Below are 17235 nucleotides of genomic sequence, written 5' to 3'. Positions count from 1 at the left end.
GCGATGAGTTCGTCGCAGTGGCTCGATATCGCGATCGTGGCGATCGCGTTCATCGCCGCGATCTCGGGGTGGCGCTCCGGGGCGCTGGGGTCGCTGTTGTCGTTCGTCGGGGTGCTGCTCGGCGGGGTGGCCGGGGTGTTGATGGCCCCGCACATCGTCAGCCACATCAGCGGGTCACGTCCGAAGCTGTTCGCCGCGCTGTTTCTGATCCTGTCGCTGGTGGTGATCGGCGAGGTCGCCGGGGTGGTGCTGGGCCGGGCGGTGCGCGGCGCGATCCGCAACCCGGTGATCCGCGGGATCGACTCGATCATCGGCGTCGGGGTGCAACTGATGGTGGTGCTGGTGGCCGCCTGGCTCCTGGCGACCCCGTTGACCTCCTCGGACCAGCCGAACCTGGCTGCGGCGATCAACGGCTCGCGGGTGCTCGGCCACGTCAACGACGCCGCCCCGAATTGGCTTCGGGCCGTGCCGAAACGACTGTCAGCGCTGCTGGACACCTCCGGGCTGCCCACCGTGCTCGAACCGTTCAGCCGCACCCCGATCGCCAACGTCGACGCCCCCGATTCGGCGCTGGCCACCAGCCCCGTGGTGGCGGCCACCCAGCCGAGCGTGCTGAAGATCCGCGCGGTGGCCACCAGCTGCCAAAAGGTGCTCGAGGGCACCGGTTTCGTCGTCGCCCCGCAGCGGGTGATGACCAACGCCCACGTGGTGGCCGGCTCCACCGGGGTCACCGTCGAGGTCGACGGCACGCCGTATGACGCCACCGTCGTGTCGTTCGACCCCAACCACGACGTCTCGCTGCTCGCGGTGCCCAACCTGCCCTCGGAGCCGTTGACGTTCGTCGACCAGCCTGCCCCGTCGGGCACCGACGCCATCGTGCTGGGATACCCCGGCGGCGGGGTGTTCACCGCGACCCCGGCACGCATCCGCGAGATCATCGAACTGTCCGGCCCGGACATCTACCAGACCACCACCGTCAACCGCGAGGTGTACACGATCCGCGGCACCGTGCGCCAAGGCAATTCCGGTGGGCCGCTGATCGACCAGAGCGGACGGGTGCTCGGGGTGGTGTTCGGCGCCGCGGTCGACGACGACGACACCGGGTTCGTGTTGACCGCCAACGAGGTGTCGCGCCAACTGGCCAAGATCGGCGACAGTCAGCCGGTCAACACCGAGACCTGCGTGGGCTGATTCACCCCGGCCCCCTCAGCGGTGGCCGAGCCGCTCGCCGATGAACCGCTGCAGGTGGTCGTTGACCGCCTCAGGGGCCTCCTCGTGCGCGAAATGCCCGGCGTCGGCGACCGAGACGTAGTGCCCGTGCGGCGCGTAGCGGAGGGTGCGATCGACCGGATCGGCGAGCACATAGGGGTCGGTGTCGCCGCGCAGGTGCAGCATCGGCACCGTGATCTGGCCGTCCATCGCGGCCATGAACCGCCGCCCCTCGTCGCGCAGCTGAGTCCGCACCGCCCAGCGCTGATACTCCAGTGCCGAGTGCGCCGCGGCCGGGATCTGGATCGCCTGGCGCAGATGCGCCAGGGTCTGCGCGGCGTCGTCGGTGGCCAGCCAGCGCGCGCCGGCACGGGAGCGCACCAGCCGTTCGATCTCCGCGCCGTGGTCGCGGGTGAGACGGCGTTCGGGCCACAGCGGCAACTGGTAGCCCAGCAGCGTGGGCAGCAGCGCGCGGCGCTGCCCGGCGTGGGTGAGCAGTGAGCGGCGCAGCGCCGCGGGGTGCGGGGAGCTGATCACCGCGACCGCGGCGATCAGGCGCCGGTGCAGCACCGCGGTCGCCCAGCAGATCAGCCCGCCGTCGGCGTGGCCGACCAGGATCGCCGAGGAGTGCCCGAGCGCGCGGATCAGCCCGGTGACATCCCCGGCGAGCGTCCAGCCGTCGTAGCCGCGTGGCGGTTTGTCGCTGCCGCCGTAGCCGCGCAGGTCGACCGCGACGACCCGGGCCCCGCTGAGCCCGCGCAACTGGTGGCGCCACGACCACCAGAACGAACCGAATCCGTGCAACAGCAGCACCAGCGGCACCGAGGTCGCGTCATCGGGACCGTCGGCGGTGCCGGCCTCGACGAGGTGGAACCGGATCCCGTTGGCGTGCACGTCCCGATGGCGCCACGGTCCGTCGATCCGGGTGATCGACGGATCCGGGGGAGCCATCTACCAGCCCGACGGGTCTGTCGGTGCGGGGGCCGGCGTGGCGGTGCGCGACTGACCGGGGGTCAGCGCGGTGCGGGTCTCGCGCACGGTCTCCAAGGTCTGCTGCGGTCCGCGGATGCGCCGCACCTTCAGATAGCCGATCACGGCCAGCAGCGTGGCGGTGACGATCATCAGCCCGAACACGATCAGGTAGGCCGCCCAGCGGTACAGCCAGGTGTCGAGCAGGGCGGCGATGAAGAAGAAGAAGAAGAACGTCGAGTAGAACAGCACCACCAGCGCGGCGATGAACGCGACACTGCCGGTCAGGCCCTTCTTGACGTCGCGGGTGATCTCCGCGCGGGCCAACTCGACCTCGGCCCGCACCAGCGTCGACATATGCGACGTCGCGTCTTTGACCAACGCTCCGATCGACGGGTCGGCGGGCAGCGCGTGCGGGTCGGTCAGCGGGATCTCGGTCAGGGTGGAGGGCACGGGGGCCTTGCGGCCCGGTTTTGACGTGGTGGTGCGGTCGGTCTTGCTCACAGACGGTCCTCCCGGTTCGCTGTCGTCGGGTTCATGGTGCCATGAGCGACGTCGGCGGATGCACCCAACTGCCAGCGCGGACCCGGGCCGCCGCGGCGGCCACGTTAGACTGACTCAGCACTTTGACGGCCCGGGTCGGGCGGACAGGAGTATCCCTTGCGGATCATCCATGGCGAGCGCCACGGCACGATGGGACGTATCGCGGTGGTCACCGCGGTCCTGGTCGCGCTGGTCGTCCCGGTCCTGCGCGCCCCGGCCGCCCTCGCCGACGACAAGGTGCCGATGGGCGGCGGTTCCGGCATCGTCGTCGACGGCGACACCCTGTGCACCCTGACCACGATCGGGCACGACAACACCGGCGCACTGATCGGATTCACCTCCGCGCACTGCGGCGGGCCCGGCGCGCAGGTCGCCGCCGAAGCCGCCGAGGGGGCCGGGACCGTCGGGGAGATGGTCGCCGGCAACGATGCCCTCGACTACGCGGTGATCAAGTTCGACCCGGAGAAGGTCGCCCCGGTCGCCAACGTCGACGGATTCGTCATCGCCGGCATCGCCCCCGACCCGGCATTCGGCACGGTGGCCTGCAAGCAGGGCCGCACCACCGGCAACTCGTGCGGGGTCACCTGGGGGCAGGGCCAGGATCCGGGCACCATCGTCATGCAGGTCTGCGGTCAGCACGGCGACTCCGGCGGGCCGGTCACGGTCAACAACATGCTGGTGGGAATGATCCACGGCGCGTTCTCCAACGCCTTGCCCGACTGCGTCATCAAATACATCCCGCTGCACACCCCGGCGGTGGTGGTGTCGATGACCGCGGTCCTCGACGACATCAACGCCAAGAACCGTGCCGGATCGGGATTCGTGCCGATCCCGGTGTAGGGGCCCCGCCCGGTCTGAGCCCGGCCTATTTGGCGGCGCGGATCGCCTCGAAGACCCCCGGGTCGACCAGGGTGGAGGTGTCGCCGAGCTCGCGGCCGTCAGCGACGTCGCGCAGCAACCGGCGCATGATCTTGCCGCTGCGGGTCTTGGGCAACTCCGGCACGAAGTGGATTTCACGCGGCCGGGCGATCGGGGAGATCTCGGTCGCGACCTGCTCACGCAGCGCCGCGACGGTCTGCTCGCCGGCGTCGGTGGTGACGCCGGTGAGCACCACGAACGCGCAGATCGCCTGACCGGTATCGGCGTCGGCGGCGCCCACGACAGCGGCCTCGGCGACCTCGGCGTGCGCGACCAGTGCCGATTCCACCTCCGCGGTGGAGATCCGGTGCCCGGAGATGTTCATGACGTCATCGATGCGGCCCAGTACCCAGATGTCGCCGTCGGCGTCGTAGCGGGCGCCGTCCCCGGCGAAATACCAGCCCTGCTCGGCGAAGCGGGACCAGTAGGCCTCGATGAAACGCTCCGGGTTGCCCCAGATGCCGCGCAGCATCGCTGGCCACGGCTCGTCGAGAACCAGGTAGCCGGTGGGCTGCTCACCGTGGTCGGTGCCCGGCTGCAGCTGGTTGCCGTGGTCGTCGACGATCCGGGCGGAGATGCCCGGCAGCGGGCGCATCGCCGCGCCGGGCTTGGCGGCGGCCACCCCGGGCAGCGGGCAGATCATCGTCGCTCCGGTCTCGGTCTGCCACCAGGTGTCGATGACCGGGGTCGAGTCGGCGCCGACGACGCTGCGGAACCAGCGCCAGGCCTCCGGGTTGATCGGTTCACCGACCGATCCCAGCAGCCGCAGGCTGGACAGGTCGTGGGCGTCGGGGATCTCCCGTCCCCACTTCATGAAGGTCCGGATCAGTGTCGGCGCGGTGTAGTAGATGGTCACGCCGTACCGGGCGATGATGTCGAAGTGGCGGTGGCGGTCCGGGCAGTCCGGGGTGCCCTCGTAGAGCACCTCGGTGACGCCGTTGGCCAGCGGGCCGTACACCCCGTAGGTGTGCCCGGTGACCCAGCCGATGTCGGCGGTGCACCAGAACACGTCGGTCTCCGGTTTGATGTCGAAGGTGTAGTAGTGCGTGTAGGCGGTCTGCACCAGATAGCCGCCGCTGGTGTGGGTGATGCCTTTCGGGGTGCCGGTGGTGCCGGAGGTGTACAGCAGAAACAGCGGATGTTCGGCGTCGAAGGCGTCCGGGGCGTGTACGGGCGAGGCCTGCCCGACGGTGTCGTGCCACCACAGGTCGCGCCCGTCGGTCCAGGCCACCGCGCTCCCGGTGCGCCGCACCACCAGGACGTGATCGACGGTGGGGCAGTCGGCGACCGCCTCGTCGACGGCGGGTTTGAGCTCGGCCGGTGCGCCGCGCCGGAACTGCCCGTCGGCGGTGATCACCACCGACGCCTGCGCGTCCTGGATGCGGGCGCGCAGCGCGTGGGCGGAGTATCCGGCGAACACCACGGTGTGCAGCACCCCGAGGCGCGCGCACGCCAGCATCGCGATCACCGCTTCGGGGATCATCGGCAGATAGATCGCGACCCGATCACCGGCGCGCAGCCCCAGCCCGGTCAGGGCGTTGGCCGCCCGGCACACCTCGTCCCGCAGTTCGGCGTAGGTCAGGCTGCGCCGGTCACCGACCGGTTCGCCCTCCCAGTGGATTGCCACCCGGTCGCCGTGACCGGCGTCGACGTGGCGGTCCACGCAGTTGTAGGCGACGTTGAGGGTGCCGCCGACGAACCATTTGGCGAACGGGGCCTGCGACCAGTCCAGCACGTCGGTGAACGGGGAGGCCCACGACACCCGCTCGGCCTGGCGGGCCCAGAACGCCAGCCGATCGGCGTCGGCCTGCCGATACAGCTCGGGCCCGGCGTTGGCCGCGGCGGCGAACTCCGGCGGGGGCGGATATGTCGAAGCAGCGCTCACGTGTTCCGAGCGTAGTCACCGCCGGGGCTCCGGTCGGCGCGGATCGCTGGGTTCGCCGTGACCGGCGGACGGTAACGTGAGCGGACGTGACCGATGACCCGCTGGCCCCGCTGCTGGAGTTGCCCGGGGTGACCGAGGCCTCCGACCTCGCGCGCCAGGCTTTGAGCAAGGCCCACCAGCACAAGACCAACCGGCGTGGCTGGCCGGTGACCGCCGCCGAAGCCGCCCTGCGGGCCGCGCGGGCGTCCTCGGTGCTCGACGGCGGGCCGGTTCAGGTCGACGAGTCGGCCACCACCAACCCGATCTTCGCCGGGGCGCTGCGGGTCTCCCAAGCCTTAGAGGGCGGGGAGACCGCCTTGGTCGAGGTGTGGCGGCGCGCCCCGCTGCAGGCGATCGCGAAGCTGCACATGCTGGCCGCGGCCGACCTGGTCGACGACGACGACCGGTTGGGCAGGCCGCGGCACGGCGAATCCGACGAGCAGGTCGGGCGCCGGCTGGCGCTGCTGGCCGATCTGGTCACCGGGGGCACCCGTGCGCCCGCGCCGGTGCTGGCCGCGGTCGCCCACGGCGAACTGCTGGCCCTGGCGCCGTTCGGCACCGCCGACGGGGTGGTGGCCCGTGCGGTGTCCCGGCTGATCACGATCGCCAGCGGACTCGACCCGCGCGGCCTCGGCGTACCGGAGTTGACCTGGATGCGCGGTTCGGGCAATTACCGTGCGGCCGCGCAAGGTTTCGCCGCCGGCACCGCCGACGGGGTGGCGGGGTGGCTGGTGCTGTGCTGCAAGGCGCTGCAAGCCGGCGCCGGGGAGGCGGTGTCGATTGCCGAGGCGGCCAACAAGACCTCCGACGGCGCGGCCGGGGTGCTGGACCAAATGAAGCGGGCGGCACCCCGCTGATCGCGTAGCGCCGCCCGCTAGCACGGAACTCGGTTACCAGGCGTGCGACACGTGGGTTGCGTGGGTGGCCTCGGCGGTCTTGCGATGCGCCTCGGTTGCAACCCCACCCAAAGGGCTGTCGAGACCGTCCGCTTTTCGCAATAACGCAGGCCCGCAACACTTCTGCCATTATCGCGGCTGTAGCTCCCCGTGGGTACCGGAGGCCCGTGCTGGGTCGCCCGGCTCGGGAGGTCGACCCTTCTCTTCTGAATCGACCTTGGCCTCACCGGACTTCCGTGCCTCATTTCTACTACGTGGTCTCGGTCACAGCAAGGCCTAACCGCGAGTAACTTGCCGTCGTTACCGGATCGGCACCGCGGAACGGGTCAGAACACGAAACGACGTAGCAGCGTGTAACTCAACGCGCCGGCAGCCAGCGCGGTGACCGCCACCGCGGCAGATGTCGCCACCGCCGCGCCCGACGGCGCGGGCAGTCGATCCCGCAGCGCCACCGGGCGCGAGAACGTCAGTATCGGCCAGCCGCGGGCGGTCGCCTCCTTGCGCAGTGCCCGGTCGGGGCGGACCGCGGTCGGATGGCCGACGGTCTGCAGCATCGGTAGGTCGGTGATCGAATCGGAGTAGGCGTAACAGTGCTCGAGCGCGTAACCTTCGCGGGCGGCCAACTCCCGGATGGCCTGGGCCTTGCCCTCTCCGAAGCAGTAGAACTCGATCTCGCCGGTGTACTTGCCGTCCTCGACGACCATCTGCGTCGCCATCGCGTGCGTGGCGCCCAGCGCCCGCGCGATCGGCGCGACGATCTCCGCGCCCGAGGCGGAGACCACCACCACGTCGCGCCCGCACAGCTTGTGTCCGGTGATCAGATCGGCTGCCTCGGCGAAGATCAACGGGGTGACGATGTCGTGCAACGTCTCGGCGACGATCGCCTTGACCTGCTCCACATCCCATCCCGCGCACATCTGGGTCAGATGTGCGCGCAGCCGGTCGACCTGATCGTGGTCGGCGCCGGAGACCAGAAAGAGAAATTGCGCATAACTGGAGCGCAATACCGCCCTACGGCCGAGTAACCCCTCGGCGGCGAACGGCTTATTGAACGCCAGCGCGCTGGATTTGGCGATGACGGTTTTGTCCAGGTCGAAAAACGCGGCCGAGCGGACCCCCCGCGCCGTCGGGGCGAGGTCCGGCGCCGGTTGCGGCCCCGTGGCCGGGTCGGAGGCGGTCACCGTCCCAGCATAAAGGGACTCGTCGGCCGTCTCGGCGAGGTCTCGCACAGTGGGTTTCAGGAGTGGTTCCGGGAGGGCTTTGGTGGGCCCCTCCGACACGCCCCGATCTTCGTCGCAAACCTTGCGTCGACCTGCGTGGCCGCGTGTATAGTAGCCATTACTCGGCTTATGTCCGAGGGTGTATCAGCCCGACCCCCCGGGGTTGATGCACGACGACCCTCGCCTCCTCCCCCCCTGGCGGGGGTCGTCCCCTTTCTATTCCCGGCACCAGCACGCAGTTCCCTGCACAGTCGGAGATCCATCCCCAGTCGATGCCGGGGTGACTGGCGCCGGTCGCGCCGTGGTCGCAGGCTGAGCCCCATGGTGACAACCCCCGCGATGTTGACGGCAGTGGTCGATCCGGTGCTGCGTAACGAGATCGAACGCATCGCGGCCGCGGTCGGTGTGCACGTCGTGCACACCGAGGACATTCCCGGGCGCCGGGAATGGTCGGCCGCCGCTGCGGTGATCATTGACGAGCCCACCGTGAAACTCTGCGCCGAGAGCGCTCCGGTTGCGCTGCCGCGCCGCGACCATGTGCTGGTGGTTGTGGCCGGTTCCGACGTACGGCCGACGACCTGGGAAGCCGCGGTAACCATCGGAGCCCATCAGGTATTGACAGTCCCCCTGGATGAGTCGGTACTGGCCTCGGTGTTGGCCGAAGCGGCCGAGCCCCAAGGCGAGGACCGTGGTGAGGGGCGGGTTGCGGCGGTGATCGGCGGCTGTGGTGGGGCGGGTGCCTCACTGTTCAGTGCGGCACTGACCCAGACGGCGCCGAAGGCGGCGCTCATCGATCTGGATCCCTGGAGCGGCGGTATCGATTTACTCATGGCCGACGACATGAGCGATGAGATGCGTTGGCCGGACTTGAATTTGCAAGGCGGTCGGCTGCCGTGGCCGACGGTGCGCGATGCGTTGCCGACCCATTGCGGTGCGGTGGTTCTCTCCGCGGGACGGCACTGCCACGAGCTCAACCCGGGCGCTGTCGCTGCCGTGCTGGATGCGGCGCGACGCGGTGGCGCGACGGTGGTGTGCGATCTTCCCAGGCGACTCACCGAAGCAGTCGAAACCGCCTTGTCTGCGGCCGATCTGGTTGCGGTACTGACCCGTTGCGATGTTCGGGCGGCGGCGGCCACCGCAGCGTTCCTTCCGGTGCTGACCGCCCGCAACCCCAACGTCGGTCTGGTGGTGCGCGGTCCCGCTCCCGGAGGTTTACAGGCCGCCCAGATCGCCGAACTCACGGCGGCTCCCGTGCTCGCTGCGCTGCGTGCCGAGCCCCGACTCGCCGCTCGGGTGGAGCTCGGACGATTACGGCTGCGCCGCAACGAGGGGCTGGCGGTCGCGGCGCGGCGGGTACTGGCGGTGCTCGACACCGCGACCTGTGGGCGGGCCGCGTGAACGACGGCCTGCTCGACCGGGTTCGGGATCGGTTGGCGCATCAACGCGTGCCTCTGCGCCCCGCTGCGGTGGCGGCAGCACTGCGTGCCGAATCCGGTGGGGTGTTGGGTGATACCGAGGCGTTGGCCGGTCTTCGAGCTCTGCAGACCGAGCTTTGCGGTGCCGGCGTCTTGGATCCGCTCCTGCGGGCACCCGGAGTCTCCGACGTCTTGGTGACCGCACCGGACCAGGTGTGGATCGATGACGGTGCAGGTCTGCGACGCACGGCGGTGTGTTTCCCCGACGAGGCGGCGGTGCGCCGACTGGCCCAGCGATTGGCCCTGGCGGCCGGCCGGCGCCTCGATGACGCCCAGCCGTGGGTCGACGGCCAACTCGCCGGCCTGGCCGGGCCGGGCGTCGGGGTGCGCGTGCACGCGATTCTGCCGCCGGTGGTCGCCGGTGGGACGTGCCTGTCGCTACGGGTGCTGCGCGCGGCCACCCAGGATCTGGCTGCGCTCATCGCCGCCGGGGCGATCGCCGCGACGGCCGTGCCGCTGGTCGAGGCGATCCTCGCCGCGCGGGCGGCGTTTTTGATCTCAGGCGGTACCGGAGCGGGGAAAACCACCCTGCTCGCGGCGCTGTTGGGTGCGGTCGCCCCGAATGAACGGATCGTGTGTGTCGAAGACGCCCCCGAGTTGGCGCCGGCGCACCCGCACCTGGTCAATCTGGTGGCGCGCTGCGCCAACGTGGAGGGCGTCGGGGAAGTCACCGTGCGTCAACTGGTCCGCCAGGCGTTGCGGATGCGCCCCGACCGGATCGTCGTCGGCGAGGTGCGCGGGGCGGAGGTGGTGGACCTGCTGACCGCATTGAACACCGGGCATGACGGCGGTGCGGGAACGGTGCACGCCAACAGCCCGACGGAGGTGCCGGCGCGGCTCGAGGCGCTGGGGGCTCTCGGTGGACTCGATCGCGCCGCGCTGCACAGCCAGGTGGCCGCTGCGGTGCGGGTGCTGCTGCACCTGGGGCGCGACCGGTCGGGCCGACGCCGACTGCAGGAGATCGCGGTGCTGCGCCGCGAACCCTCGGGACTGGTCGGTGTGCACACCGTGTGGCACGTGGACCGGCGCCCACCGACCGCCATGCCCCCGGAACTGGGCGCCATCCTCGACCGGAGTGCGTCGTGACCGCGGTGACGGTGTCCGCCCTGGCGCTCGCCGGTGCCGCGGTGATCACGCCGGCCCCGTATCACCGGCTCGCGGCCGCGCCGCCCCGCCGGTTTCCCCGCCGGCTTCGGCGTGCCGCGGCGGTGGTCGTCGCCGCATCGGCCGTCGCCGGTGTCGCCGCAGCGGTTCCCGTCTCGGTGGTGGTCGCGCTGGCAGTGCTCACAGGCGCCGGCGGACTGCAGTGGCGGGCCACACGGCGGGAGCGGCGCGACCGCGCGGCACGGCGCACGCTGAACGCGACACTGGAGGTGCTCATCGGTGAGTTGCGCATCGGCGCGGATCCTGTCGCCGGGTTGCTCGTCGCCGCCGACGACGCCGAACCCGGCGCGGTACGCCAGGGCCTGCGCTCGGTGGCAGCCGGAGCGCGTCTCGGCGCCGACGTCCCCGGCGCGCTGCGGCGCCTGCCCAGCGTGCCGGCGCTGGTGCCGTACTGGGAGCGGATGGCCATCTGCTGGCAGGTGGCCCACGAACACGGAGTGCGGATCGCCCCGCTGCTGCAGGCCGCCCACCGCGACCTCGCCGCGCGCCAACGCCACGCCGGGCACCTGCGTGCAGCACTGGCCGGCACCCGGGCCACCGCCGCGATCCTGGCGGCGCTCCCGTTGATCGGCGTGCTGCTCGGTGAACTGATCGGTGCGCAGCCGCTGCGGTTCTTACTCGGCGGTGGCGGCGGCGGTGCGGTCCTTGTGGCCGGGGTGTGTTTGATCCTGGTCGGTGTGGCGTGGTCACAACGGATCGTCGCCGGAGTGCTGTCGTGATCGCCGCGGTACTGACAGCACTCGCGCTGCTGATCGCCGGGCCGCGTCCGTGTGCGCGGCTGAGCCGCCCTACCGCCGCGCCGGCCGCGGCCACCCGCCGTGCCCGCGCTGTGGACCCTCATGCCCTGGCGGCCGGCCTCGACCTGCTCGCAGTGTGCCTGGCGGCCGGCCTACCGGTGGCGGCCGCTGCCAGGGCCGCGGCCGACGGCTGCCCCGAGACGTTGGCGCGTCCGCTGCGACGCGCGGCGGACCTGCTGGCACTCGGGGCCGACCCGGCGAAGGCCTGGGCGCCGGCGCTCACCGATCCACACGATCCACACCTGGACGCCCTGCTGCGGATGGCGCGCCGCTCAGCGCAGTCGGGCACCGCACTGGCCGGTGGGGTCGCCGATCTGGCCGCCGAGTGCCGCCGGGAGACCCGCGACACCGCGACGGCCGCCGCCGAGCGAGCCGGTGTCCTCATCGCCGGACCGCTGGGCCTGTGTTTCCTGCCGGCATTCGTCTGTCTGGGAATCGTCCCGGTCATCGCCGGGCTGGCGGGCAACATAATGCGATCGGGGTTGTTATGAAGCCCCATCGGGGTCAAGCGATTTCGAAGAAAGGAACGAACAATGACCATGATCGAGACCCTGCGGACGCGGCTGTTGATGGCCGTGGCCGACGAGACCGGGATGTCGACCGTCGAGTACGCCATCGGAACGATAGCCGCAGCGGCCTTCGGTGCCATCCTCTACACGGTGGTCACCGGCGACTCAGTGGTCGCGGCACTCACCCGGATCATCGGGCGGGCGTTGAACACCCGCGTCTGAGGGGGCTGCTCGGTGACACGGCCGGCTCGAGCACCGTCGAAGCGGCACTGGCCATCGCCAGCCTGGTCTCGGTGCTGCTGGTCTGCGTGGCCGGGCTGGCTGCGATCGGTCTGCACCTGCGGTGCATCGATGCGGCCCGGGAGGCCGCGCGGTTGGCCGCGCGTGGTGACGAGTCGGCAGCGGTCGCGGTGGCGCAGCAGATCGCACCCTCGGGGTCAACCGTGCAGCTGCGCCGCGACGGACCGGTGTATGTCGCCACGGTTACTGCTCACCCGACCATTCTTGCCGCGGTGTCGATCTCGGCGACCGGGATCGCGGCAGCGGAACCCTGACGGCGAGCGCGGATCGGCCACCGTCCTCGGCGCGATCATGGTGGTGCTGATGCTGGTCGTGACCGGATTCGGCGTGCAGTTCGGTGCGGTGCTGGTGGCCCGCCACCGGGCGCAGACCGCCGCCGACCTCGCCGCACTGGCCGCGGCGGCGCGGCTACCCGGCGGTCGGGACCGCGCCTGCGACCGGGCTCGCGAACTTGCGCACGCTATGGGATTCGATGACATCGACTGTGCCATCCAGGATCTCGACGTTGTGGTGGTGGTGACGGTGCCGCTGTCGGTGGTCGGTGTCGGCGTTCCCGGGGCAGCCCGGGCGGCCGCTCGTGCCGGGCCGGTGGGTGCAGGGGCTCAGTGCAGACCCGCGTCGGCGAGTTCGGCGTCGCTGGGCAGCCGCAGCGCCACCAGACCCATGGGTTCGTTGTCCTCCAGTTCGACGCGGTTCACGGTGACGTGCAACGGTACCCAGTCGTCGTCGGCGCGACGCAGCCGCAGCACCCGCGAGGTGGGGCCGTGCTCGAATTCGGTGCGCATCGACTCCATCAGGGGCGTGTCGTCGGGGTGCACGCGCTGCTCGCCGAGTTCTCCGGAGCGCCAGTCGTCAAACGGGCACGGTTCATCGAGCCAGCGCAGCAGCGTCCAGGTGTCCAGGTCGACCAGGGCGCGATGCACCCCCGGCTGCGCCAGTGCGTCGAGCACCCGCTGGGCCAATTGTTCAGGCGCCAAGATCTCCTCGTCGAGTTGACCGCGCCAGTTCATCCCACGTGCCACCAAATGGTCCACGCCGTCGGCGGTGGGCTCCAAGAAGATACGCGCCACGAACGACACCCGGATCGGGTTGTCCTGCCAGTCGGTCACATCCCAGCTGCTGCACAATGCATGGCCCGGTTCGGCTTTGATCGCCAGCGCCACGACCTGTGCCTCATTGTGGGTCAGCTCACGAGCCGGGAGGTCGTCGGTGAACGCACGTTCGTGGATGCCCTCGGCGTGCAGGTCTTTGCCCGCGTTGACCAGCGACTCGGCAGTGTCGATCGCGGTGTGGGAGGTCAGATCCCACTTCAGCGCCCCGGGTCGCTGACGCTCGGGGGGTTCGGCTGATGCCGGTCCCAGCCAGACGTGGACCCCGTGCACCCGGCCGTCGGGCATCTTCACCGGTTCGGTCCGAATGACCCGGGCGTGTTTGGGGGTGATGCTGGCCAGTGACTCACCGTTTTGCACGGTCTCGGTGATCGCGGTCTGGACGGCCGCGCGGTACGGGCTGCGCCGCAGAAATATCGCCAGCGGAACCAGATCCTTCAGCGTCGCACCCTCTGCGACCACGGTGGGTTCCTCGCCCAGTGTCTCCACGAGCAACCAGTCGTGGCCCATGACCGTTACTGTACCGACCGGTGGGGCCGCGGGCCCGCGATAGAGCCCAACGCGGCGAGCACCCGGTGCAGCACCCTCACCGCACCCGCCTTGTCCAGCGGCTCGTTGCCGTTGCCGCATTTCGGGGACTGCACGCACGACGGGCATCCGTGCGGGCACTCGCATGCGGTGATCGCGTCCGCGGTCGCCGACAGCCAGGTGGCGGCCCGGCGGAAGCCCTGTTCGGCGAAGCCGGCGCCGCCGGGGTGGCCGTCGTAGACGAAGACCGTGGGCAACCCGGTATCGGGGCCGATGGCGGTGGACAGCCCGCCGATGTCACCGCGGTCGCAACTGGCCACCAGCGGCAGCAACCCGATCGCGGCGTGTTCGGCGGCGTGCAGGGCACCCGGCACGCTCAGCGGATCGAGCCCAGCCTGCACGAGAGCGTCCTCGGTGATCGTGTACATCACCGCGACGGTGTCGAGGGTCTGCGCCGGCATGTCCAGTTCTGTGAAATCGATCACATCTCCGCCGTGTCGGCGCCGCAGATACCCGGTCACCTGCTCGGTGACCACGACCGGGACCAGTCCGAGGGTGACCGGTCCGAACTCGCAACGATCGCCGGGCCCGGTGACGCTGATCTCGGTGATCTGGCGGGCGTGGGTGGTGTAGTCGGGGTCGGCGGCGTGGACGAACGCCATCCCCGCCGACTCGCCGTGCGGCCCGGGATGCTGCAGATCATCGACGATGTAGGTCTCGCCCTGGTGTAGATAGACCGCGCCGGGATGCACGCTCAGCGTTGCTTGGCCGGCGCCGACCTCGCCGAGGAGGCGGCCGGTGTCGGTCTCCACGATCAGCACCTCCCCACCGGTGTCGCCGCGGATGTTCACCCCCGGATGCGGGTCGGGGCCCGGGGCCGGGAAGTACCGGCCCGCCCGCTTGCGCAGCACCCCGTCGTCGACCAGCCGGGCCACGGCGGCCTGCGCGCCCCACGCTTGCACCTCGGCGTCCTCCAAGGGCAGTTCGGTTGCTGCGCAGTGCAGTTGAGGCGCAAGAACGTACGGGTTGGTGTGGTCGACGACGACACGTTCGATCGCCTTGTCCAGTAGTGCCGCCGGATGGTGCACCAGGTAGGTGTCCAGCGGATCGTCACGGGCCACCAGCACGATCAGCGCACCCTGGCCGCGCCGGCCCGAGCGACCGGCCTGCTGCCAGAAAGAGGTGATGGTGCCGGGGAACCCGGCGAGCACCACCGCGTCCAAGCCGGCGATGTCGATGCCGAGTTCCAGGGCATTGGTGGCGGCCAGTCCGCGCAACTCGCCGTCGGCGAGGGCGCGCTCCAGCTCCCGACGGTCCTCGGCGAGATAGCCGGCCCGATACGACGCGACCGTCGTGGCCAGCGCCGGAGCGATCTCGCTCAACCGGGTGCGCGCGCCCAGCGCGGTGAGCTCCGCGCCGCGCCGGGACCGCACGAACGTCAGGGTGGCGGCACCTTCGGCGATCAGATCCGCCATCACCCGGGCCGCCTCGGCCCCGGCGGAGCGGCGCACCGGGGCGCCGTTCTCCCCGGCCGGCTCGGCGGAAAGGGCTGGCTCCCACAACGCGACCGTTCGCGCGCCCTGGGGGGAGCCGTCGTCGGTGACCTCGGTGACCGGCGCGCCGATCAGGTCGGAGGCGGTGCGGCCGGGCTCGGCGGTGGTGGCGCTGGCGAAGATGACCGTCGGTGGCCGCACTCGCGCGCCGGTGCCGGCGTAGCGGGCGCACAGCCGAAGCAGCCGGCGCAGCACCAGCGCCACGTGGGAGCCGAAAATTCCGCGATAGTAATGGCATTCGTCGACGATGATGAAGCGGAGATGTCGCAGGAACACCGACCAGCGGGCATGGTTGCGCAACAGCGTCAGGTGCACCATGTCGGGGTTGGAGAACAGCCACCGGGAATGTTCGCGAGCGAACCGGCGTACCTCGAGCGGGCTGTCCCCGTCGTAACCGACCGGTGCCACCGTGTCGGCCAGCGCCGGCACCGCGGCGACCAACTGCTGGGCGGCCCGCAGCTGGTCGTGGCCGAGCGCCTTGGTCGGCGACAGATACAGCACGCGGGCCCGCGCGTCGGTGGCGACCGCGTTGAGCGCGGGAAGCTGATAGGCCAGGGACTTGCCCGACGCGGTTCCGGTCGCCAGCACGACGTGCTGGCCGCGGTGGGCTCGATCGGCGGCGTCGATCTGATGCGACCACGGGGTGGCGATGCCGCGCTCGGTGAACGCCCGGCGCACCGGGGGGCTCACCCAGTCCGGCCAGGTGCTGAACCGCGCGGTGCGTGCGGGCAGTTCGGCGACGTGGCGCACCGGGTCCTCCCCGGCCGGCACCCCGGCGCGGGCGGCGTGCAGCAGCGCGGCGCCAAAACTGGTCATCGGTTCCCTCCTGCCGGTCGGCTGGCCCCGGGATGGGCACGCCGAGATGAGCCCGATAGAGACCAATTGTGCGCATTTGACCTCCCACGTCTGTCGCCGACGTGCAGAACGTGGTTGACTGATGGACGGTCGTAGCTTCTGTGTTCGTGTCAAAACTTCGCAGGACTTCCGTTACGGCTGCGTTCCTGCGAGGTCATCGTCCGGAGAATCCTCCGGTGTGGGCCGGCAGGCGGCGTGGCCGCAGCCGACCCGGGGCACCGAAACTCGGTGCACCGAACGACGGTGCACCGGCACCCGGTTAGTAGAGAAGGAAAGATCGACAAATGCCACAGGGAACTGTGAAGTGGTTCAACGCGGAGAAGGGGTTCGGTTTCATCGCCCCTGAAGATGGCTCCGCCGATGTGTTTGTCCACTACACGGAGATCCAGGGATCAGGCTTCCGCACCCTTGAAGAGAACCAGCGGGTCGAATTCGAGGTCGGCCAGAGCCCCAAGGGGCCGCAGGCTACGGGCGTGCGTTCCATCTAACACAGCAGGTCTGACGACAGTCCCCCGTCCGGGTCCGAGTGCGGATTCCGGGCGGGGGATCTGCGTTTCGGCGGGTTGTCAGCGGCCTGTATCAGCGTCGGTCGGCCCGGTCGCCGGTGTGCTGGCTTACTGTCGGTGACGTGAGCCAACTGTCGTTCTTCTCGGCCGAGTCGGTGCCCGCCGCGGTCACCGATCTCACCGGGCTGTTGGCCGCACCGGGTCAGATCGTCGTCGTCGGCGCCGGCGCGCGCCTGTCGGTGGTCGTCGACCGGCCGTGGCGGGCGACCGCGCTGGCCGAGATGATCGCCGCGGCCGGGTTGACCCCGGAGATCGGCCGCACCGACGAGGACACCCCGCTGGTGCGCACCGCCGTGGACGCGCGGCTGCGCCCTGTTGCCGAGGCCTGGACCCGCGGGGCCGTCAAAACGGTGCCGCCGTCGTGGGCGCCGGGCGGGCGTGAGCTGCGGGCCTGGGTGCTGGCCGCCGGAACCGGCGAGGACGGCCGCTACCTTCTGGGCCTGGACCCGCACGCCCCCGACACCCACGCCCCGCTGGCGTCGGCGCTGATGCGGGTCGGGATCGCGCCCACCCTCATCGGCACCCGTGGGGCGCATCCGGCGCTGCGGATCAGCGGGCGGCGCCGGCTCGCGCGGCTGGTGGAGAATGTCGGGGAACATCCCGACGACCAGGAGGCGTTGGCGCAATGGCCGCACGCATAACGGCGGTTCCCGACGGCCGGATTCCGGCGTCCGGCGGGGACCCCGGTTTGCGCAGTCCG

General features: G+C 70.8%; 17 protein-coding genes and 1 pseudogene. 12 read left to right on the top strand and 6 right to left on the bottom strand.

Annotation, left to right across the window (positions count from 1 at the left end; all coding sequences use genetic code 11):
- The first annotated feature begins 3 nt into the window (after positions 1-3).
- Positions 4-1191, top strand: a complete 1188-nt coding sequence (gene marP / locus B8W67_RS09925) for an acid resistance serine protease MarP (RefSeq protein ID WP_085303758.1) — start codon at positions 4-6, stop codon at positions 1189-1191.
- A gap of 15 nt (positions 1192-1206) precedes the next feature.
- Here marP and B8W67_RS09920 read toward each other — a convergent pair whose 3' ends face one another.
- Both B8W67_RS09920 and B8W67_RS09915 read right to left on the bottom strand, forming a co-directional pair.
- Positions 1207-2160 (bottom strand): alpha/beta fold hydrolase, encoded by a 954-nt coding sequence (locus B8W67_RS09920; RefSeq protein ID WP_085303756.1) that lies wholly within the window; start codon positions 2158-2160, stop codon positions 1207-1209.
- Positions 2161-2682 (bottom strand): phage holin family protein, encoded by a 522-nt coding sequence (locus B8W67_RS09915; protein ID WP_109561761.1) that lies wholly within the window; start codon positions 2680-2682, stop codon positions 2161-2163.
- 189 nt (positions 2683-2871) lie between these two features.
- On the opposite strand from B8W67_RS09915, the gene B8W67_RS09910 reads away from it, so the two are divergent.
- The gene (locus B8W67_RS09910) at positions 2872-3561 is read left to right on the top strand and encodes a chymotrypsin family serine protease (protein ID WP_085303815.1); all 690 of its coding nucleotides are present in this window, start codon (positions 2872-2874) and stop codon (positions 3559-3561) included.
- A gap of 25 nt (positions 3562-3586) precedes the next feature.
- On the opposite strand, the gene acs is transcribed toward B8W67_RS09910, so the two are convergent.
- Complete coding sequence (gene acs / locus B8W67_RS09905) at positions 3587-5524, bottom strand: acetate--CoA ligase (protein ID WP_085303754.1); 1938 nt, start codon at positions 5522-5524, stop codon at positions 3587-3589.
- An 86-nt stretch (positions 5525-5610) separates the two neighbouring features.
- Between acs and B8W67_RS09900 the strand changes: the two genes are divergently transcribed.
- Positions 5611-6420, top strand: a complete 810-nt coding sequence (locus B8W67_RS09900) for an oxidoreductase (protein ID WP_085303752.1) — start codon at positions 5611-5613, stop codon at positions 6418-6420.
- A 365-nt stretch (positions 6421-6785) separates the two neighbouring features.
- On the opposite strand, the gene B8W67_RS09890 is transcribed toward B8W67_RS09900, so the two are convergent.
- The gene (locus tag B8W67_RS09890; protein WP_085303750.1) at positions 6786-7640 is read right to left on the bottom strand and encodes an HAD-IB family hydrolase; all 855 of its coding nucleotides are present in this window, start codon (positions 7638-7640) and stop codon (positions 6786-6788) included.
- 360 nt (positions 7641-8000) lie between these two features.
- Between B8W67_RS09890 and ssd the strand changes: the two genes are divergently transcribed.
- The 7 genes and pseudogenes from ssd to B8W67_RS21625 all read left to right on the top strand — a co-directional run.
- Complete coding sequence (gene ssd, locus B8W67_RS09885) at positions 8001-9077, top strand: septum site-determining protein Ssd (protein WP_372507499.1); 1077 nt, start codon at positions 8001-8003, stop codon at positions 9075-9077.
- A complete protein-coding gene (locus B8W67_RS09880; protein ID WP_085303748.1) occupies positions 9074-10240 on the top strand; it encodes a TadA family conjugal transfer-associated ATPase in 1167 nt (388 codons plus the stop codon). The genes ssd and B8W67_RS09880 overlap by 4 nt, the downstream gene beginning before the upstream one ends.
- Positions 10237-11037 carry a type II secretion system F family protein gene (locus B8W67_RS09875; RefSeq protein ID WP_085303746.1) on the top strand — a complete coding sequence of 267 codons (801 nt, stop codon included), beginning with the start codon at positions 10237-10239 and terminating at the stop codon, positions 11035-11037. The genes B8W67_RS09880 and B8W67_RS09875 overlap by 4 nt, the downstream gene beginning before the upstream one ends.
- Positions 11034-11606 (top strand): type II secretion system F family protein, encoded by a 573-nt coding sequence (locus tag B8W67_RS09870; protein WP_085303744.1) that lies wholly within the window; start codon positions 11034-11036, stop codon positions 11604-11606. Before B8W67_RS09875 ends, B8W67_RS09870 begins: the two co-directional genes overlap by 4 nt.
- A 42-nt stretch (positions 11607-11648) precedes the next feature.
- Entirely contained in the window at positions 11649-11846 is a 198-nt protein-coding gene (locus B8W67_RS09865; protein WP_069393105.1) for a DUF4244 domain-containing protein, read from the top strand.
- Positions 11847-11851: 5 nt separating this feature from the next.
- Entirely contained in the window at positions 11852-12178 is a 327-nt protein-coding gene (locus B8W67_RS09860) for a TadE family type IV pilus minor pilin (protein ID WP_085303811.1), read from the top strand.
- Positions 12096-12452, top strand: a pseudogene (locus tag B8W67_RS21625) (Rv3654c family TadE-like protein); the annotation flags it as partial. The gene B8W67_RS09860 and the pseudogene B8W67_RS21625, both read left to right, overlap by 83 nt.
- Positions 12453-12526: 74 nt before the next feature.
- On the opposite strand, the gene B8W67_RS20845 reads toward B8W67_RS21625, so the two are convergent.
- The gene (locus B8W67_RS20845; RefSeq protein ID WP_163797273.1) at positions 12527-13543 is read right to left on the bottom strand and encodes a PAS domain-containing protein; all 1017 of its coding nucleotides are present in this window, start codon (positions 13541-13543) and stop codon (positions 12527-12529) included.
- Positions 13544-13548: 5 nt separating this feature from the next.
- On the bottom strand, positions 13549-15930 hold the full coding sequence (locus B8W67_RS09850; RefSeq protein WP_085303742.1) for a DNA 3'-5' helicase SftH: 2382 nt from the start codon (positions 15928-15930) through the stop codon (positions 13549-13551).
- Positions 15931-16253: 323 nt separating this feature from the next.
- Between B8W67_RS09850 and B8W67_RS09845 the strand changes: the two genes are divergently transcribed.
- A complete protein-coding gene (locus B8W67_RS09845; RefSeq protein ID WP_003925183.1) occupies positions 16254-16457 on the top strand; it encodes a cold-shock protein in 204 nt (67 codons plus the stop codon).
- A 140-nt stretch (positions 16458-16597) separates the two neighbouring features.
- A complete protein-coding gene (locus B8W67_RS09840; protein WP_085303740.1) occupies positions 16598-17176 on the top strand; it encodes a hypothetical protein in 579 nt (192 codons plus the stop codon).
- The last annotated feature ends 59 nt before the right edge of the window (positions 17177-17235 follow it).

It is taken from the genome of Mycolicibacillus koreensis, from assembly GCF_002104795.1.
GTDB lineage: Bacteria > Actinomycetota > Actinomycetes > Mycobacteriales > Mycobacteriaceae > Mycobacterium > Mycobacterium koreense.
This window is presented reverse-complemented; position numbering and strand designations above follow the sequence as displayed.